Source organism: Shewanella cutis, from assembly GCF_022410515.1.
GTDB classification, from domain to species: Bacteria; Pseudomonadota; Gammaproteobacteria; order Enterobacterales; family Shewanellaceae; genus Shewanella; species Shewanella cutis.
Genome location: NZ_JACSDI010000001.1, coordinates 541188 through 559272, shown reverse-complemented (window position 1 = coordinate 559272; position 18085 = coordinate 541188). Strand labels below are relative to the sequence as shown.

General features: G+C 45.4%; 14 protein-coding genes. 13 read left to right on the top strand and 1 reads right to left on the bottom strand.

Going from position 1 to position 18085, the window contains the following annotated elements:
• Positions 1–21: 21 nt before the first annotated feature.
• The 4 genes from infB to rpsO all read left to right on the top strand — a co-directional run bounded on the left by infB (position 22) and on the right by rpsO (position 4536).
• Entirely contained in the window at positions 22–2679 is a 2658-nt protein-coding gene (gene infB / locus H9J30_RS02600; RefSeq protein ID WP_240129555.1) for a translation initiation factor IF-2, read from the top strand.
• A gap of 63 nt (positions 2680–2742) precedes the next feature.
• Positions 2743–3186: a 30S ribosome-binding factor RbfA gene (gene rbfA / locus H9J30_RS02595; protein ID WP_240129554.1), complete on the top strand. Its 444-nt coding sequence runs from the start codon at positions 2743–2745 to the stop codon at positions 3184–3186.
• Positions 3186–4139: a tRNA pseudouridine(55) synthase TruB gene (gene truB / locus H9J30_RS02590; protein WP_240129553.1), complete on the top strand. Its 954-nt coding sequence runs from the start codon at positions 3186–3188 to the stop codon at positions 4137–4139. Before rbfA ends, truB begins: the two co-directional genes overlap by 1 nt.
• A gap of 127 nt (positions 4140–4266) precedes the next feature.
• Positions 4267–4536 carry a 30S ribosomal protein S15 gene (gene rpsO, locus H9J30_RS02585; RefSeq protein WP_011621820.1) on the top strand — a complete coding sequence of 90 codons (270 nt, stop codon included), beginning with the start codon at positions 4267–4269 and terminating at the stop codon, positions 4534–4536.
• Positions 4537–4628: 92 nt separating this feature from the next.
• Here rpsO and H9J30_RS02580 read toward each other — a convergent pair whose 3' ends face one another.
• The gene (locus H9J30_RS02580; RefSeq protein ID WP_240129552.1) at positions 4629–6683 is read right to left on the bottom strand and encodes a putative bifunctional diguanylate cyclase/phosphodiesterase; all 2055 of its coding nucleotides are present in this window, start codon (positions 6681–6683) and stop codon (positions 4629–4631) included.
• Between the two features lie 194 nt (positions 6684–6877).
• On the opposite strand from H9J30_RS02580, the gene pnp reads away from it, so the two are divergent.
• The 9 genes from pnp to deoA all read left to right on the top strand — a co-directional run bounded on the left by pnp (position 6878) and on the right by deoA (position 18083).
• Positions 6878–8977, top strand: coding sequence for a polyribonucleotide nucleotidyltransferase (gene pnp / locus H9J30_RS02575; protein ID WP_240129551.1), 2100 nt, complete (start codon positions 6878–6880; stop codon positions 8975–8977).
• A 192-nt stretch (positions 8978–9169) separates the two neighbouring features.
• Positions 9170–10072, top strand: coding sequence for a lipoprotein NlpI (nlpI, locus tag H9J30_RS02570; RefSeq protein ID WP_240129550.1), 903 nt, complete (start codon positions 9170–9172; stop codon positions 10070–10072).
• 99 nt (positions 10073–10171) lie between these two features.
• Entirely contained in the window at positions 10172–11752 is a 1581-nt protein-coding gene (prfC, locus tag H9J30_RS02565; protein WP_240129549.1) for a peptide chain release factor 3, read from the top strand.
• Between the two features lie 75 nt (positions 11753–11827).
• Positions 11828–12004: a DUF5363 domain-containing protein gene (locus H9J30_RS02560; protein ID WP_240129548.1), complete on the top strand. Its 177-nt coding sequence runs from the start codon at positions 11828–11830 to the stop codon at positions 12002–12004.
• A gap of 9 nt (positions 12005–12013) precedes the next feature.
• Complete coding sequence (locus H9J30_RS02555; protein WP_240130053.1) at positions 12014–12778, top strand: TatD family hydrolase; 765 nt, start codon at positions 12014–12016, stop codon at positions 12776–12778.
• Between the two features lie 176 nt (positions 12779–12954).
• The gene (locus H9J30_RS02550; RefSeq protein ID WP_240129547.1) at positions 12955–14214 is read left to right on the top strand and encodes a NupC/NupG family nucleoside CNT transporter; all 1260 of its coding nucleotides are present in this window, start codon (positions 12955–12957) and stop codon (positions 14212–14214) included.
• A 350-nt stretch (positions 14215–14564) separates the two neighbouring features.
• Positions 14565–15416, top strand: a complete 852-nt coding sequence (locus H9J30_RS02545; RefSeq protein WP_240130052.1) for a nucleoside-specific channel-forming Tsx family protein — start codon at positions 14565–14567, stop codon at positions 15414–15416.
• 410 nt (positions 15417–15826) lie between these two features.
• Entirely contained in the window at positions 15827–16597 is a 771-nt protein-coding gene (deoC, locus tag H9J30_RS02540) for a deoxyribose-phosphate aldolase (RefSeq protein WP_240129546.1), read from the top strand.
• A gap of 154 nt (positions 16598–16751) precedes the next feature.
• Positions 16752–18083 (top strand): thymidine phosphorylase, encoded by a 1332-nt coding sequence (gene deoA, locus H9J30_RS02535; protein ID WP_240129545.1) that lies wholly within the window; start codon positions 16752–16754, stop codon positions 18081–18083.
• The last annotated feature ends 2 nt before the right edge of the window (positions 18084–18085 follow it).

The window sequence follows — 18085 nt, the reverse complement described above, 5'->3', positions numbered from 1 at the left end:
ATCAACAGGGGGATTTAACTGATGGCAGATACTACCGTAGAGAAATTGGCCACGGAAGTGGGTAAAAGTGTTGAACGTCTGATTGAGCAATTCTCTCAGGCCGGAATTAAGAAAGGCCAAGCTGATAATGTATCTGAAGCTGAGAAGCAGCAGTTACTTGATTATCTGAAGAAACAGCATGGTGGCGATAATGCGCCGACCAAAATGACGTTGCAACGTAAAACCGTATCGACCCTGAGTGTGGCTGGTAATGGTGGTCAATCTAAAGACGTTAAAGTTGAAGTGCGTAAAACGCGTACTTTTGTTAAACGTGATGTGAGCGACGCGGGGCTTAAAGCGGAAGAAGAAGCTAAAGCCAAGGCTGAAGCCGAAGCGAAGGCTAAAGCAGAAGCTGAAGCGAAAGCTAAGGCAGAAGCCGAGGCGAAGGCTAAAGTGGAAGCAGAGGCGAAAGCTAAGGCAGAAGCAGAAGCGAAAGCAAAAGCGAAAGCCACAGCTGAAGTCAAAGTGACTAAAGACACGTCGCCAGAAGCGGAAGCTGCACGTATAGAAGCTGAGCGTTTAAAAGCGGCACAAGAAGCAGCAACTAAGCGTAAGCAAGCTGAAGAAGCGGCGAAAGCGGCTGAAAAAGCGCGCCTATTAGCAGAAGAAAACTCTAAGCGTTGGGCCGAAGAAGAGCGTCAACGTTTAGAAGCTGAACGCTATAGCGATCACCATATCACTACCTCTAAAGTGGCTCGTGCTGCTGAAGATTCATCGGATATGGATGAAGAAAAACGTGGCCGTCGTGCGCGCAACAAAAACACCGCCAAAACCAAACGTGGTGGTAAAGATGCCCGTGACGGCCGTGAAAAACACATGCGTAACCGCAGCACCGCGCCAGAATCAATGGCCCATGGCTTTAATAAGCCCGTTGCTGCTGTTAACCGTGATGTGCGTATCGGTGAAACCGTTACTGTTGCAGAACTGGCTCACTTAATGGCGGTTAAAGCGACTGAAATCATCAAGCAAATGATGAAGATGGGCTCAATGGTGACGATCAACCAAGTGTTAGATCAAGAAACCGCCCAGTTAGTTGCTGAAGAAATGGGTCATAAAGTTGTACTGATCCGTGAAAACGAATTAGAGCAACAAGTTCTGTCTGAGCGTGATGAAGAAGGCGGCGTTAAGCTTGAGCCTCGTGCTCCTGTTGTGACCATCATGGGTCACGTTGACCACGGTAAAACCTCACTTCTTGACTATATCCGCCGCGCGAAAGTGGCTGCGGGTGAGGCCGGTGGTATTACTCAGCATATCGGTGCATACCATGTTGAGACAGAAAACGGCATGATCACCTTCTTAGACACCCCTGGCCACGCCGCGTTTACCGCAATGCGTGCCCGTGGTGCTAAGGCGACGGACATCGTTGTTCTGGTTGTGGCTGCCGATGACGGTGTTATGCCGCAAACCATCGAAGCGATTCAACACGCTAAAGCGGGTAACGTGCCATTGATCGTGGCAGTGAACAAGATGGACAAGCCTGAAGCGGATATTGACCGCGTGAAGAGTGAATTATCTCAGCACGGCGTGATGTCTGAAGATTGGGGCGGTGACAACATGTTCGCCTTTGTATCTGCTAAGACTGGTGCGGGTGTTGACGATTTGCTCGAAGGCATTCTGCTGCAAGCTGAAGTACTTGAACTTAAAGCAGTTCGTGACGGTATGGCAGCGGGTGTTGTTATCGAATCACAACTGGACAAAGGTCGTGGCCCTGTAGCAACGATTCTGGTTCAAGAAGGTACACTGCGCCAAGGTGACATCGTTCTATGTGGTTTAGAGTACGGTAAAATCCGTGCGATGAAAGACGAGAACGGCCGTTCAATCACTGAAGCTGGCCCATCAATCCCTGTTGAGATTTTAGGTCTGTCAGGTGTGCCATCAGCCGGTGATGAAGCAACCGTTGTGCGTGACGAGCGTAAAGCCCGTGAAGTCGCGCTGTACCGTCAAGGCAAGTTCCGTGATGTGAAATTAGCGCGTCAGCAGAAGTCTAAGCTGGAAAACATGTTCGCGAACATGACCGAAGGCGAAGTGAAAGAACTGAACATCGTTCTGAAGGCAGACGTTCAAGGTTCACTCGAAGCGATTACCGACTCCTTAATGGGTCTGTCTACCGACGAAGTGAAAGTCAACATCATCGCTCGTGGTGTAGGTGCTCTGACCGAAACCGACGCGACTTTAGCTGCGGCTTCTAACGCGATTATGGTTGGCTTTAACGTGCGTGCCGATGCGCAAGCGCGTAAGACTATCGAAAACGAAAGTGTTGACTTACGTTACTACAGCGTTATCTATAATCTGATTGATGAAGTGAAAGCGGCGATGACAGGTATGCTGTCACCTGAGTTCAAACAACAGATTATCGGTCTGGCAGAAGTTCGTGACGTATTCAAATCACCAAAACTGGGCGCTATCGCTGGTTGTATGGTGACTGAAGGCACCATCAAGCGTAGCGCACCAATCCGTGTTCTGCGTGATAACGTGGTGATCTTCGAAGGTGAGCTCGAATCGCTGCGTCGCTTTAAAGATGACGTTAACGAAGTTCGCAATGGCATGGAATGTGGTATCGGTGTTAAGAATTACAACGATGTCCGCGTGGGTGACCAAATCGAAGTATTTGAAACCGTCGAAGTGGCACGTACACTGTAACGATAAAGAGGGCGGCATTAGCCGCCCTTTCAATTTAATGACATTAGCTATGGTAACTCTATTATGGCAAAAGAATTCAGTCGTACACGTCGTATAGGCCAACAGTTACAGCAGGAGCTGGCTGTTGTCCTACAGCGCGACATGAAAGATCCCCGTATTGGTTTTGTGACCGTCAATGACGTTGATGTTTCTCGCGATTTAAGTTACGCCAAAGTCTTTGTCACCTTCTTTGAAGAAGATAAAGATGTGGTGCAAGAAAAGCTTAACGCGTTGATTGCTGCTGCGCCTTACATCCGCACCTTAGTGGCTGGCCGTATGAAGCTGCGTGTGATGCCAGAAATTCGTTTCGTTTATGACAGTTCATTGGTTGAAGGTATGCGTATGTCTAACCTCGTCAGCCAAGTCATCAACAGCGATAAAGCGAAACAACAGCAGTTTGGTAGCGCTGACGATGATGTTATTGAGAATGCCATCGAAGAGAGCGATGACACCGAAGGTAAAGTGTAATGGCAAGACGTTCAAAGGGCCGCTTTATCGATGGTATTGTATTGTTGGACAAAGCCACTGGCATGAGCTCCAACTTTGCATTACAGCGGGTAAAGCGCTTTTTTAATGCAAACAAAGCAGGCCATACTGGTGCGCTCGATCCTCTGGCGACGGGCATGCTGCCAATCTGTTTAGGCGAAGCGACTAAGTTTTCGCAGCATTTGCTGGATTCAGATAAACGTTATCTGGTGACGGCAAAACTGGGACAACGCACCGATACCAGCGACTCTGACGGCGAAGTGGTGCAGACGCGCCCACTTGAGTTTACTCAAGACCAGCTGATGTCGGCTCTAGCGCATTTTCGTGGCGATACTTTGCAAGTGCCTTCGATGTATTCGGCGCTCAAATATCAAGGCCAGCCTTTGTATAAGTATGCCCGCGAAGGCATTGAAGTGCCCCGTGAGGCACGCCCTATCACCGTATTTGAGCTGAACTTTATCAGTTTAGAAGGTGATGAGCTGACCTTAGACATTCATTGCTCTAAGGGGACTTATATCCGTACTATCATTGACGATTTAGGTGAAATGCTCGGCTGTGGTGCTCACGTCATCATGCTGCGTCGCACTCAAGTCGCGCATTATCCCTACGATAAAATGGTCTCCCTTGAGCAGCTAGAAGCCTTGGTTGTAAAGGCGCAAAAACAACAGCTTGATCCAAGTAGTTTGTTGGATGCTCTACTGCTGCCAATGGATACAGCGGTTGCAGACTTTCCAGAGGTGAATGTGCCAGAGGTCAGCGCTGCGTATTTAATGCAAGGGCAGGCTGTGCGAGTGGCGGGCTTAGAGGCTGACAAACTTGTAAGGATTACATTAGGTGCTGAACATCGCTTCGTTGGCATAGGTTCGATGAATGAGGATGGTTTGCTTGCGCCTAAGCGACTTATCGTGATCCACGATGAGCCTAAAGCATCTTAGTTAAAGCTAATGCTTGATTAATCCACCTGCTTTTATTGCGCGCGCCTCAGATTATCGGTAGAATAGCGCGCCCTCTGGCTGAGTTAGTGATCGGCTGGAGATTATCATTTTATATTTGGAGAGACACATGTCACTAAGTACTGAAGCGAAAGCAAAAATCCTGGCTGAATTTGGCCGTGGCGCAAATGACACTGGTTCAACTGAAGTTCAAGTTGCGCTGTTAACTGCTCAAATCAACCATTTGCAAGATCACTTCAAAGAGCACATCCACGATCACCACTCACGCCGTGGTCTGTTACGTATGGTTAGCGCTCGTCGTAAGTTATTAGCTTACCTGAAGCGTACTGAAGCTGCACGTTACAATGAGCTGATCCAAAAGTTAGGCTTACGTCGTTAATCACACGTCGGCTAACGTAAAAAAGGAGGCTTAGCCTCCTTTTTTATTGCCCAAAATTGAGTAGATTCAAGCCATTCGTTCTTATCAATGTACTAAGCCCCGCGTAGCCCATCCAAATTGCTGATAGTCGCTGTTTGGCTGGCAATATAGAGCGCCTCAAAGTCAGCTTGTGGCAAAGGCTGGCTAAAATAAAAGCCTTGTCCTATCTGGCACTCATTACTCTTAAGCCAATCTAGTTGCAGCTCATTTTCAATCCCTTCGGCCACAATAGTCAGATTTAATTGTTTACCTAACATCAAAATTGTTGATGCGATTGCGCTGTCTCCAGGCAGATCAGAAACGAAGCAGCGATCGATTTTCATGGTTGTTATTGGCAGATGGCGAAGGTAAGAAAGGGAAGAATAACCTGTACCAAAATCATCGACGGCGATACCAAATCCTGCCGATTTGAGTTGCTCTAATTTGTTGATAGCAAGTTCAATATCATTCATTAACGAGGTTTCAGTAATCTCAATTTCTAATAGCTCTGGTTGGATTTGATAACGCAACGCCATTTGTTTGATATCTGATACTAGACTTGCATCGGCAAACTGCTGTGAGGCGACGTTCATTGCGATAGGGATGGCATAGTTATATTTTTTCTGCCATTCCCGCAGCACACGGCAACTTTGCTCTATCACCCAACGACCAATCGGAATGATAATCCCCGTCTCTTCTGCCACTGGAATAAAAGACATGGGGCTAATCAATCGGCCGTCTTTTTGCCAACGAATTAAGGCTTCACAACCGGTTATTTTGCCTGTTTGTAGGTCTAATTTAGGTTGGAAATACAGCAAAAACTCGTTATTTTTTAATGCATCATGCAGTGATGCTTCAGTACGAAGCCTGACAGCAGCCCGTTCGGTCATTTGCTGTTTGAAGAAAGCCCATTGATTTGAACCCGCCGCTTTTGCGCTGTACATCGCGATGTCGGCATGGCGGATAAGATCTTCAGCGCTACTTCCATCCTCTGGATAGATAGAAATCCCAATCGATGCAGCGGGGTGAATCGCGTGTTCATTCAATTGGATGGGCACATTGAGTTGCACCAAGAGTTTATCGACAAAGTCTGCCGCTTGATCTGGGGAATGAACAGAGTCGGCTAAAATAACGAACTCATCACCACCTAAGCGTGAAACAGAGCCTTTGTCGCCCACAACGCGCTCTAGAATGCGGGCAATACGTGCGAGAAATTGATCGCCTAGTGCATGTCCTAGGGAGTCATTGATATTCTTAAAACGATCTAAATCGATAAACATCAAGGCAAAGCTACGCTTATGAACCCGCGAGCGTTGGATAGTCACGGCAATCGTTTCGAGCAGTAAAGTGCGATTAGGCAATCCTGTGAGTGGGTCTCGGGTTGCCATTTTTCGAAGTTTGGACTGCGTCTGGCTGAACTGAATTAATATCTGGTTAAATTTTGACGTCACTAATCCCAATTCATCATCCTTATGGGCATTGGACATGGGGAGTAGATTTTCATCGGGCGAATCGGGCTCGATTTTATCTATCGCTTCACTGATCCTCGCTATCGGCTGAGTTAAAAATCGGTGAAACACAACCGTTAATACTAAGGTGAGCAAAAGTGCGCGGGCTAACGTGGCAAAAAAGCTAAATCTGAGTTGACTAAAGAGTGTGTTGGTCAGTTCTTGAGTGTCGTAAAAAATGGTTAATGTGCCGATAAGCTGCTGTTTTTGCGTACCTTCAAAGTAAAATGGCCGGTAGAGAGGGCGAGAAATTTCTTTCAGATCATCAAACAGTTGATTGCTAAGACTAATGAAGGTTTGTGAGTTGTTTGCCCGATTATTACTTACTGAAACGAACATTGAACCGTCATCAAGCTCTATTACCGCAGAGCCAACATGTTCAACTTTTATCGCGCCTTCTAGAGTTTGTCTGGCAAGATTATCATCTAATGCCCAAACAGCATTTGCGGCGGGTTGTTCGACGGAATCGAGTAATTCCTGTTGAGTCGTAGTGAGTTGCTGTTTAGTGGATACAACGACAAGGGCAATTTCAACAATAAAAATAGCGATGGCAAAAAATAACGCAGTAAAAACGACGAGGTTAGTCTGTTTCCAAGTTAGGGATTTAAAGCGACCCGTCATTCCACTCTTCCTTTTATTGTTGTTTTTCACCAGAGGGTATTGTCTATATCACTATAGAACATAACTCTTTGTTGATTTAACCACTTTAGTGAAAAGATAGCGCTTTGTCATCATTATCTGCTCTTTATCTATGGTTCGTAATTGCAGTATACTTACGCGCGTAATTCAAGGTCATTAATTAAGGAATGGGTCACGTGAATCCAATTGTAAAGAGTTTTGAGTATGGTCAACATACAGTCACCCTGGAAACAGGTGTCATTGCACGTCAAGCAGACGCAGCCGTTTTAGCCAGCATGGGTGACACGACAGTGTTAGTCACTGTTGTAGGTAAAAAAGAAGCCGAAGCTGGCCGTGACTTCTTTCCTCTGACTGTTAACTATCAAGAAAAGACTTACGCAGCAGGTAAGATCCCTGGCGGTTTCTTTAAGCGTGAAGGCCGTCCTTCTGAAGAGGAAACGTTAATCGCTCGTTTGATTGACCGTCCAATTCGCCCTCTTTTCCCTAATGGCTTCAAAAATGAAGTTCAAGTTATCATCACTGTGGTATCTGTCGATCCAGAAATCGAGCCGGATATCATCTCTATGATCGGTACTTCTGCTGCATTAGCGATTTCAGGTATTCCATTCAACGGCCCATTAGGTGCTGCTCGTGTGGGTTATATTAATGGCGAATATGTATTAAACCCAACTGTGAAACAAATCGAAGCTAGCCAACTTAACTTAGTGGTAGCGGGTACTGAAAGCGCAGTATTAATGGTTGAATCTGAAGCACAAGCCTTGCCCGAAGAAGTCATGTTAGGCTCTGTGGTTTATGGTCATGACCAACAACAAGTTGTTATCAAAGCGATTGCTGAATTTAAAGCTGAAGCTGGTAAACCTACTTGGGATTGGACTGCGCCTGTTGAAGATGAGGCGTTAGTCGCTCAAATTAAAGCGCTAGCTGAAGCAGGCTTTATTGAAGCATACCAAATTCAAGTGAAACAAGAGCGTTACGCTCAAGTGGCTGTGGTAAAAGCTGCTGCTAAAGAAGCATTACTGGCCGCTAATCCTGATGTTGATCTGCGTGAAGTAGACAACTTATTAAGTAGCTTAGAGAAGAAGGTTGTGCGTGGACGCATCCTACGTGGTATGCCACGTATCGATGGTCGTGAACCCGATATGATTCGTGCATTAAGCGTGTTAGCGGGCGTATTGCCACGTACCCATGGTAGTGCATTGTTCACTCGCGGCGAAACACAAGCGTTAGTGACTTGTACTTTAGGTACTGAACGTGATGCTCAGAAGATTGATAGCATCATGGGTGAGCGCACAAACCGCTTTATGCTGCACTACAATTTCCCTCCTTACTCTGTTGGTGAAACAGGGATGGTCGGTTCACCTAAGCGCCGTGAAATCGGCCATGGAAAGCTCGCATGGCGTGGTATCAATGCCGTTATGCCATCTGCAGAGGAGTTCCCATACAGTGTTCGTGTGGTTTCTGAGATTACTGAATCAAACGGTTCAAGCTCAATGGCGTCAGTATGTGGTACTTCGTTAGCGCTGATGGATGCGGGTGTACCTATTAAGACTTCTGTAGCGGGTATCGCTATGGGTCTAGTGAAGGAAGGCGATGACTTCGTTGTTCTTTCTGACATCTTAGGTGATGAAGACCACTTAGGTGATATGGACTTTAAAGTGGCGGGTACCCGTGATGGTGTAACTGCACTGCAAATGGATATCAAAATCGAAGGTATCACCAAAGAAATTATGGAAATCGCACTGCAGCAAGCCTATGGCGCACGTGTGCATATCCTTAACGTGATGGACCAAGCCATTGGTTCACACCGTGCTGATATCTCTGATCATGCTCCACGTATTACCACCATCAAGATTAACCCAGAGAAAATCCGTGATGTTATCGGTAAAGGCGGCGCAGTGATCCGTGCACTGACCGAAGAAACCGGCACTACGATTGAACTGGAAGATGACGGTACTGTGAAGATTGCTTCTTCAAATGGTGAAGCAACCAAAGAAGCGATTCGTCGTATTGAAGAAATCACTTCAGAAGTTGAAGTCGGTCGCATCTACAATGGTAAAGTGATTCGTATTGTTGATTTCGGCGCTTTTGTTAACATTCTGCCTGGTAAGGATGGTTTAGTGCACATTTCGCAAATCAGCGATGAGCGTGTGGCTAACGTATCTGACCACCTTGAACTAAACCAAGAAGTCACCGTTAAAGTGATGGAAGTGGATCGTCAAGGTCGTGTAAGACTGTCAATTAAAGAAGCACAGACGAAAGAACCTGCTGCTGAATAATTGCCTTTAGAAGACATTATCGGTGTCAGTTTTGATATGACGTGACTAAAAGGAGATCAATTGATCTCCTTTTTGTTTGTTTTGGTTTAATAAAGTTGTGTTTAATGCTATTCCTCAATAGCAGTCCTGAAGTTGGATTGCTATCATGAACATTCTTCCGCATGAGTTGGGAATCAAAAAAGGTAGAAATGGATGAGTCTTAAAATTAGAACCGCTGTTGTTGCTGTGCTGGCGGGTGCCAGCTTGATGTTGGCTGGATGTGCGACCACTCAATCTCCCTTAGACAACCAAAATGACGTTGAAGGTAAGTTGGTTATCGCTCCGGTGATGACCGATTATAAAGTCGAGGTAACACTTGCCAAACTTAACGAAATCTTATCAGCAGTTGAGTTAACCAATGAACAACGTGCGCGCTTTCATTATGACCGCGGTGTGATTTACGATAGCGTAGGTTTACGCTTGATGGCACGTATTGATTTTATGCAAGCGCTTAAACTGCAACCCGATTTAGCCGACGCCTATAATTTTCTTGGTATTTATTATACCCAAGAAGGTGAATACGATAGTGCTTATGAAGCCTTCGATGGCGTGTTAGAGCTAGCACCAAACTACGATTATGCCTACTTAAATCGTGGTATTGCGCTTTATTACGGTGACCGAAATGATCTTGCATTGAAGGATATGCAAGCGTTTTATGCCGCTGATGATAAAGATGGCTACCGCGCCCTGTGGTTATACTTGATCCAATCAAAGAATGATGCTGCTGAGGCTAAACGTCAGTTACAGGAGCAGCGTAAGGGACTTGAAGCGGATGCGTGGTCAACTGTGATTGTTGATTATTACTTGGGTGTTAAGAGCCGCGACCAAGTATTTGCCGATGCCAAGTTAGGCCTTACCCACCCTAAAGAATATGCCGAACGCCTCTGTGAGGCCTATTTCTATCTCGCTAAAATGGCCATTGCTAACAAGCAATATCAAGAAGCTGCAAACTATTTCCGCCTTGCCCTTGCAACCAATATTTATGACTTTGTTGAGCATAGATATGCTCGGATTGAACTGGCAAAAGTTAAAGGTTTGCTCGAAGGTACAAAATAAGCGTTATCGCCCGAGGTACATCTTGGGCTTTACCTAGCCAAGTTCGCACTGAGGCGCTATAATTTGCGCCTTTTTTAGCGATACGAGTGCATAGGTTAAATGTCAGACAATAAAGTAGAGGTCGATAAACGTCGCACCTTCGCGATTATATCGCACCCCGACGCGGGTAAAACCACCATCACCGAAAAAGTGCTGTTATTCGGAAACGCGCTGCAGAAAGCGGGTACCGTTAAGGGCAAAAAGTCGGGTCAGCACGCTAAGTCTGACTGGATGGAAATGGAAAAAGACCGTGGTATTTCAATTACAACGTCTGTGATGCAGTTTCCCTATGGTGGCGCGCTCGTTAACCTACTCGACACTCCCGGCCACGAAGACTTCTCGGAAGATACGTATCGTACGTTGACCGCGGTCGACTCCTGCTTGATGGTCATAGATTCGGCAAAAGGGGTTGAGGATCGTACCATCAAATTGATGGAAGTAACCCGTCTGCGTGATACGCCAATCGTCACTTTTATGAACAAACTCGACCGTGATATTCGCGATCCCATCGAATTGATGGATGAAGTTGAGAATGTGCTTAATATCGCTTGTGCGCCAATCACTTGGCCTATTGGCAGCGGCAAAGAGTTTAAAGGCGTTTACCATATTCTGCGTGATGAAGTTGTGTTATATCAGAGCGGTATGGGGCACACAATCCAAGAGCGTCGTGTCATTGAAGGCATTGATAACCCTGAGCTGGATAAAGCGATTGGTAGTTATGCAGCGGATTTACGCGATGAAATGGAGTTAGTTCGCGGTGCATCCAACGAGTTTGATCACCAAGCCTTCTTAAAGGGGGAGTTAACCCCAGTATTTTTCGGTACTGCATTAGGTAACTTCGGTGTTGACCATATCCTCGATGGTATCGTGGAATGGGCTCCAAAACCGTTGCCCCGTGAAAGTGATGTACGCATGATCATGCCAGATGAAGAAAAGTTCACTGGTTTTGTGTTTAAAATTCAAGCCAATATGGATCCAAAACATCGTGACCGTGTTGCCTTTATGCGTGTGTGCTCAGGCCGTTACGAGCAAGGCATGAAGATGCATCATGTGCGTATAGGTAAAGATGTTAACGTAAGTGATGCCTTAACCTTTATGGCGGGTGACCGTGAGCGCGCCGAAGTGGCGTATCCTGGTGATATTATTGGTTTACATAACCACGGGACCATTCGTATCGGCGATACTTTCACCCAAGGTGAAAAGTTTCGTTTTACTGGTGTGCCTAACTTCGCCCCTGAAATGTTCCGCCGAATTCGTTTGCGCGACCCGCTTAAGCAAAAACAATTGCTTAAGGGCTTAGTGCAATTGTCTGAAGAAGGTGCGGTGCAGGTTTTCCGTCCATTAGACACCAATGATTTGATCGTGGGTGCGGTGGGGGTACTGCAGTTTGAAGTCGTTGTCGGCCGTTTGAAGAGTGAGTACAACGTAGAGGCGATTTACGAAGGTATTAGCGTCTCAACTGCGCGCTGGGTATATTGTAAAGATGAGCGTAAGCTTGAAGAATTCCGCCGCAAGTGTAGCCAAAACTTGGCGCTAGACGGTGGTGATAACTTAACTTACATTGCGCCGACTATGGTTAACTTAAATCTTTCGATGGAAAGATACCCTGATATCGAGTTCGCTAAAACGCGCGAACACTAGCTGGTTAAGTGACTAAGTTTAAAGGCGGTGATTCACCGCCTTTTTTGTATCTCAAATTAGTGGAGGCGATTTTTAATGAATTGGATAATGCGAGCTTGGCAGGCTTATATCCGTTGGTGTGACAAGATGGGACTGACGCCCGAAAATCGCCGCTGTTGTATGCCTCGATTGGAAGATCCACCATTAATCCGTGCTAAAGCTGATTGCCAAGCACAGGCTCAATCATCAAACGGAGACACAAAAACGGAGTGACAATTGATGATGCTAGATACCCATGCGCATTTGGATTTTTCTGAATTTGACGCAGACCGCGATGACGTGGTGCAACGTATGCGGCAAGTGGGCATAGATAATCTGATTATTCCCGGTGTTTCTCCCGAGCATTGGCCAAAGCAGCTGCTGATTGCCAAGCAATATCAAAGTTATTTTGCCTTAGGTATTCATCCTTGGTTTTGTCCAGCAAACGTGGATGAAACGATTTCAGCATTAACATTGCTTGTTTCTCAGTTACGAGAATGTCCCCGTTTTGTTGCGATTGGTGAATGCGGTTTAGATAAACTTTATCCTGACAATTGGAGTCAGCAGCTACTGTTTTTTGAAGCGCAACTTGCATTGGCCCATGACGTCAATCTGCCAGTGATTATTCATGCTGTAAAAGCGCATCAAGAAATTCTGTCCTATTTAAAGCGCCATAAACTGCCCCGAGGGGGCGTTATCCATGCCTTCTCGGGCAGTAGTGATATCGCCCTCGAATACACGAAGCTTGGTTTTAAGCTCGGGATTGGTGGTTTAATTATGAATCCAAATGCGAAAAAACTGCTCAAAACCGTCAGTGAATTGCCCTTAGAAAGTTTCCTACTTGAGACGGATTCTCCAGCCATGACTCCGCTCAATGTTACAGAAAAACGCAACCAGCCCGCTAATGCTGTACTTTTTATAGACAAAATTGCAACTTTGCAAAAAAAATCTAGTGTTCTAATATCAGAACACTTGGTGTCGAATGCAATGCAACTGTTTGACCTTTAGTTGTTTTTGGTTAAACAGGTGTATGTCGCAATAGCATTTTGCTCTAAGCGATTGAAATTAAACTCCAAAATTTTGATCAAAACGACGATTTTCGACTTTCTCTCGGGTATAATCTGACTCGGAAATAGGTTGATTAACAACATAATTAAAAAGTGTTAACAATAGGGTGATGGTTAATGAATATATTGATGAGCTTAGTAGGGGTGGTCGTCCTACTTGCGATAGGTTTCCTCCTATCGAATAACAAAAAAGCAATTAATTTACGTACAGTGGGTGGAGCATTAGCCATCCAGGCCGCCTTCGGTGGTTTTGTACTGTACGTTCCTGTCGGTAAAGACATTCTGAAAGGTATGTCTGACGCTGTTTCTAGCGTTATCGGTTATGCGCAAAACGGTATCGGCTTCCTGTTTGGTGATTTAGCTAACTTCAAACTTGGCTTTATCTTCGCAGTAAACGTGTTACCCGTTATTGTGTTCTTCTCTTCTTTAATCGCCGTACTGTACTACTTAGGCGTAATGCAGTGGATCATCCGTATCATCGGTGGTGGTCTGCAAAAAGCATTAGGCACAAGCCGTACTGAATCTATGTCTGCGACAGCTAACATCTTCGTTGGTCAAACTGAAGCGCCGTTAGTGGTTCGTCCATTCATTCCTACTATGACTCAATCAGAACTGTTTGCGATCATGGTCGGTGGTCTAGCTTCTATTGCAGGTTCTGTACTTGCTGGTTACGCGCAAATGGGCGTGCCTATTGAGTACTTAGTTGCTGCATCTTTCATGGCGGCACCAGGTGGTCTATTAATGGCTAAGCTGATGCACCCAGAAACTGAAGTTGCTAAAAACGATATGGATGAGTTACCAGAAGATCCTGATAAGCCAGCGAACGTATTAGACGCTGCTGCTGCGGGTGCTTCATCAGGTATGCACTTAGCGTTAAACGTGGGTGCAATGCTGTTAGCCTTCGTTGGTTTGATCGCGATGATCAACGGTATCATCGGTGGTGTAGGTGGTTGGTTTGGTGTTGAAGGTTTAACACTGGAACTGATCCTTGGCTATGTATTTATGCCTTTGGCATTCCTTATCGGTGTGCCTTGGAACGAAGCGTTAGTCGCAGGTTCTTTCATTGGTCAAAAGATCATTGTTAACGAATTCGTCGCTTACCTGAACTTCGCTCCATACTTAAAAGACATTGCTGATGGCGGTATGGTGGTTGCTGAAACAGGTTTAGCGATGACTGACAGAACCAAAGCGATTGTTTCGTTTGCACTGTGTGGTTTCGCAAACTTGTCTTCTATCGCGATTCTGCTGGGTGGTTTAGGTGCAATGGCACCAAACCGTCGCCATGATTTAGCTAAGATGGGTATCCGTGCGGTTATCGCTGGCTCTTTAGCTAACTTAATGAGTGCAACTATTGCGGGTCTGTTCTTAGCTATCTAAGCATAGAAACGTAGGGGAGATTCTCCCCGATAACTAGGTCCTGGCCATACAGGACAGGACCTAAGTTAATTCAACCATTTTCCAGTAGTGATTCCTGTAGTGAATAGTTTCTCCGATTGTCTCGGACAGATTGCAACTAAACTTATGTTGTGATGCTGCCTTAATAGTCGTGATGTACGGTTAAGTTAATTTGTCGTAAACAATAAGTCGCGACTTTGTTCACAATTAAGAATTTTGTGTTCGTGATTTTACGCTAGATTATTGAGATTTTTTTTAATCGAGGTAGAATGCGAACGCCACAAAAAGAACGCTACCCAAGACGGTAGCAACCAAAAATAATGGGGTTGATGATGAAAAACGTTAAAACTTTAGCTTTAGCTGCTACTGCCGTAGCAGCAATCTCTGGTAACGCATTTGCTGCTGATCGTTCTGACCTACGTGCAGGCGATTACAGCTGGATGCAGTTTAACGCTATGTATGCAGTAAACGAACTGCCTCGTGATGGCTCTACTGATAACGGTCACGATTACCTAGAGATGGAATTTGGTGGACGCGCTGGTGTTGTTGATTTATACGGTTATGTTGATGTGTTCAACGTAACTAACCGTGATTACGGTGATAAAGCTGCTGGTAGTGGTAAAAGCAAAATTTTCATGAAATTTGCTCCACGTTTCTCACTTGATGCTATCACTGGCATGGATCTTTCTGTTGGTCCTATTCAAGAAGTATATTTTTCAACTTTGTTTAACTGGGATGACAGAATTGGTGAGGGTGTAAACTCTACATTCTGGGGTCTAGGTGCTGACGTTATGGTTCCATGGCTAGGTAAAACTGGCATGAACTTATACGCTTACTACGATCTGAATGGTAAAGATTGGAACGGTTATCAATTTTCTATGAACTGGTTCAAACCAGTTGTTAACTTTGATAATGGCAGTTTTATCGCTTTCCAAGGCTATGTTGATTATCAGTTCGGTGCTGATGAAGTTAACGCTTATGATGCCAATGGTCAGTACGTAAACACTACATTTACTTCTAATGGTGGTGCTGCATACTTCGGTCTGCACTGGCATTCAGATAACTATGCGCTTGGTTATGGCCTGAAAGCCTATAGCGATGTTTATTTGCTGAAGGATGAAGGAACATTTGGTTTAGAAACTAAAGGTTTCGCTCACTACTTCACTGCAACTTACAAGTTCTAATTTCTTGTAAGACTAATGGAGCCGCGATGGTGGCTCCATTTTTATGTGTCATGAATCTTTATCTAAACACATTTATAATTTGAGCAGTGCGTTTATATAAAGGTTTGTGTTTTTCTCGCGCTAAAACGGATTTTTCGCGGAAAAGTAGGAACAAGATATTATTCGTCTCCTCTCTTCCGGTCTTCAAGGATTCAAGTCGTGATCACTTATAGTTAATTTAAGTGTCAGGATGCGTATGTATTATGCATAGGCAAGATTGAATACCTAATAATCATGTAATTTGCCCTACACAAATTACTCGGCATAGCCTGAAGGCCCGGCCATATAAAAATAATCAAAACAAAGCCACCTCTAAGCGTTGCTTATAAGCGACTGATTTCTTTTATTTGTTTTTATTTTGGAGAGCTATAATGACTGATTTAAAAAAAGCAGCACAACGCGCCATCGAACTTATGGATTTAACTACCCTAAACGATGACGATACCGATCAGAAAGTGATCGATCTGTGTCACAAAGCGGTGACGCCTGCAGGCAACACCGCTGCTATCTGTATTTATCCTCGCTTTATTCCTATCGCACGTAAAACCCTTGATGAACTGGGTGCTGAAGATATTCAAATCGCCACTGTTACTAACTTCCCACACGGTAACGATGATATTGCTATCGCCGTATTAGAAACCCGTGCAGCCGTTGCCTATGGCGCCGATGAAGTGGATGTAGTGTTCCCATACCGCGCGCTGATGGAAGGTAATGAAACTGTCGGCTACGAGCTAGTTAAAGCCTGTAAGGAAGCCTGTGATGAAGTATTACTTAAAGTGATTATTGAATCGGGCGTGTTAGCTGATCCTGCACTTATCCGCCGCGCCTCTGAACTTTCTATCGAAGCGGGTGCTGACTTTATTAAGACTTCAACAGGTAAAGTGCCTGTGAATGCGACCTTGGAAGCGGCTGAAATTATGCTCACAGTGATCAGTGAAAAGAACACTAACGTCGGCTTTAAGCCTGCCGGTGGTGTACGTGATGCTGCTCAAGCTGCTGAGTTTTTAGGTGTGGCTGAGCGTATTCTGGGGGCTGATTGGGTGTCTCCACGCACCTTTAGATTTGGTGCTTCAAGCTTGCTTAACAGCTTGCTACACACACTAGAATTAGCCGATGCGCCTAAGCCGACTCAAGGCTATTAATCGTATATCGAAACTAATTAAGTGTGACCTAAATCTAGTTGGGAACATCAAAACTTCGATAGCATGTAATTGTAATATTGCTACAGTTTTGATGTTTCATTGCAAAGCTAAATAACAGATATGTTGTATTAGTATTTAGCTTGGAGGCAGTATCATGTTTCTAGCTCAAGAAATTATACGTAAGAAACGCAATGGGTTAGTCTTAAGTGCCGAAGAGATACAGTTCTTCGTTAAGGGCATAACCACCAATGCAGTGTCGGAAGGACAAATCGCTGCATTAGGCATGGCGGTGTACTTTAATGACATGAATATGGATGAAAGAATCGCTTTGACCACGGCAATGCGCGATTCTGGCACTGTACTCAATTGGCAATCACTCAATCTTAATGGCCCTGTTATCGATAAACACAGCACAGGTGGTGTCGGTGATGTGATTAGTCTTATGCTCGGCCCCATGGCGGCTGCTTGTGGTGGCTATGTACCGATGATTTCGGGGCGCGGACTCGGACACACAGGCGGTACGCTCGATAAGTTTGATGCAATTCCCGGTTACCAAACTGAACCTTCGAGTGAATTGTTCCGCAAAGTGGTAAAAGATGTCGGTGTGGCGATTATTGGCCAAACAGGCGATCTGGTTCCCGCTGATAAACGCTTCTACTCCATCCGTGACAACACTGCTACCGTCGAATCTATTTCCCTCATTACTGCCTCTATTCTCTCTAAGAAATTAGCCTGTAGTCTCGATGCATTAGCTATGGACGTTAAAGTCGGTAGCGGTGCATTTATGCCGACTTACGAAGCCTCTGAAGAGCTAGCGCGCAGTATCGCTGCGGTAGCCAATGGCGCTGGTACTAAAACCACGGCATTACTTACCGACATGAACCAAGTGTTAGCCTCATGTGCAGGTAATGCACTTGAAGTGAAAGAAGCCATTGATTTCTTAACCGGTGCTTACCGTAATCCTCGTCTTTACGCTGTGACGATGGGGCTTTGTGCCGAGATGTTACTCCTTGGTGGCCTCGCGACCGATGAAGCGGATGCCCGTGCTAAGTTAAACCGTGTATTAGATAACGGCCGTGCTGCCGAAATCTTCGGCAAGATGGTTTCAGGCCTCGGTGGCCCTGTCGATTTTGTTGAAAACTACAGTAAGTACTTACCGCAATCGCAAATTATTCGCCCTGTCTTTGCGGATACTCAAGGTTATGCCCACAGTATGGACACCCGCGAACTTGGTTTAGCTGTGGTGACCTTAGGTGGTGGCCGCCGTAAACCTGGTGATGCGCTAGACTACAGTGTTGGTCTGACTCAAGTCTGTGCCCTTGGCGATAAGATTGATGCTTCTACGCCGATTGCTGTTATCCACGCGCAATCCGAAGAAGCCTTTGCACAGGCCGAAGACGCGGTGAAAAAAGCGATTCATATCGATGAAGTCGCTCCAGAAAAAACACCTGAGATCTATGCTTATATCCGAGCAACGGATCTTTAAGG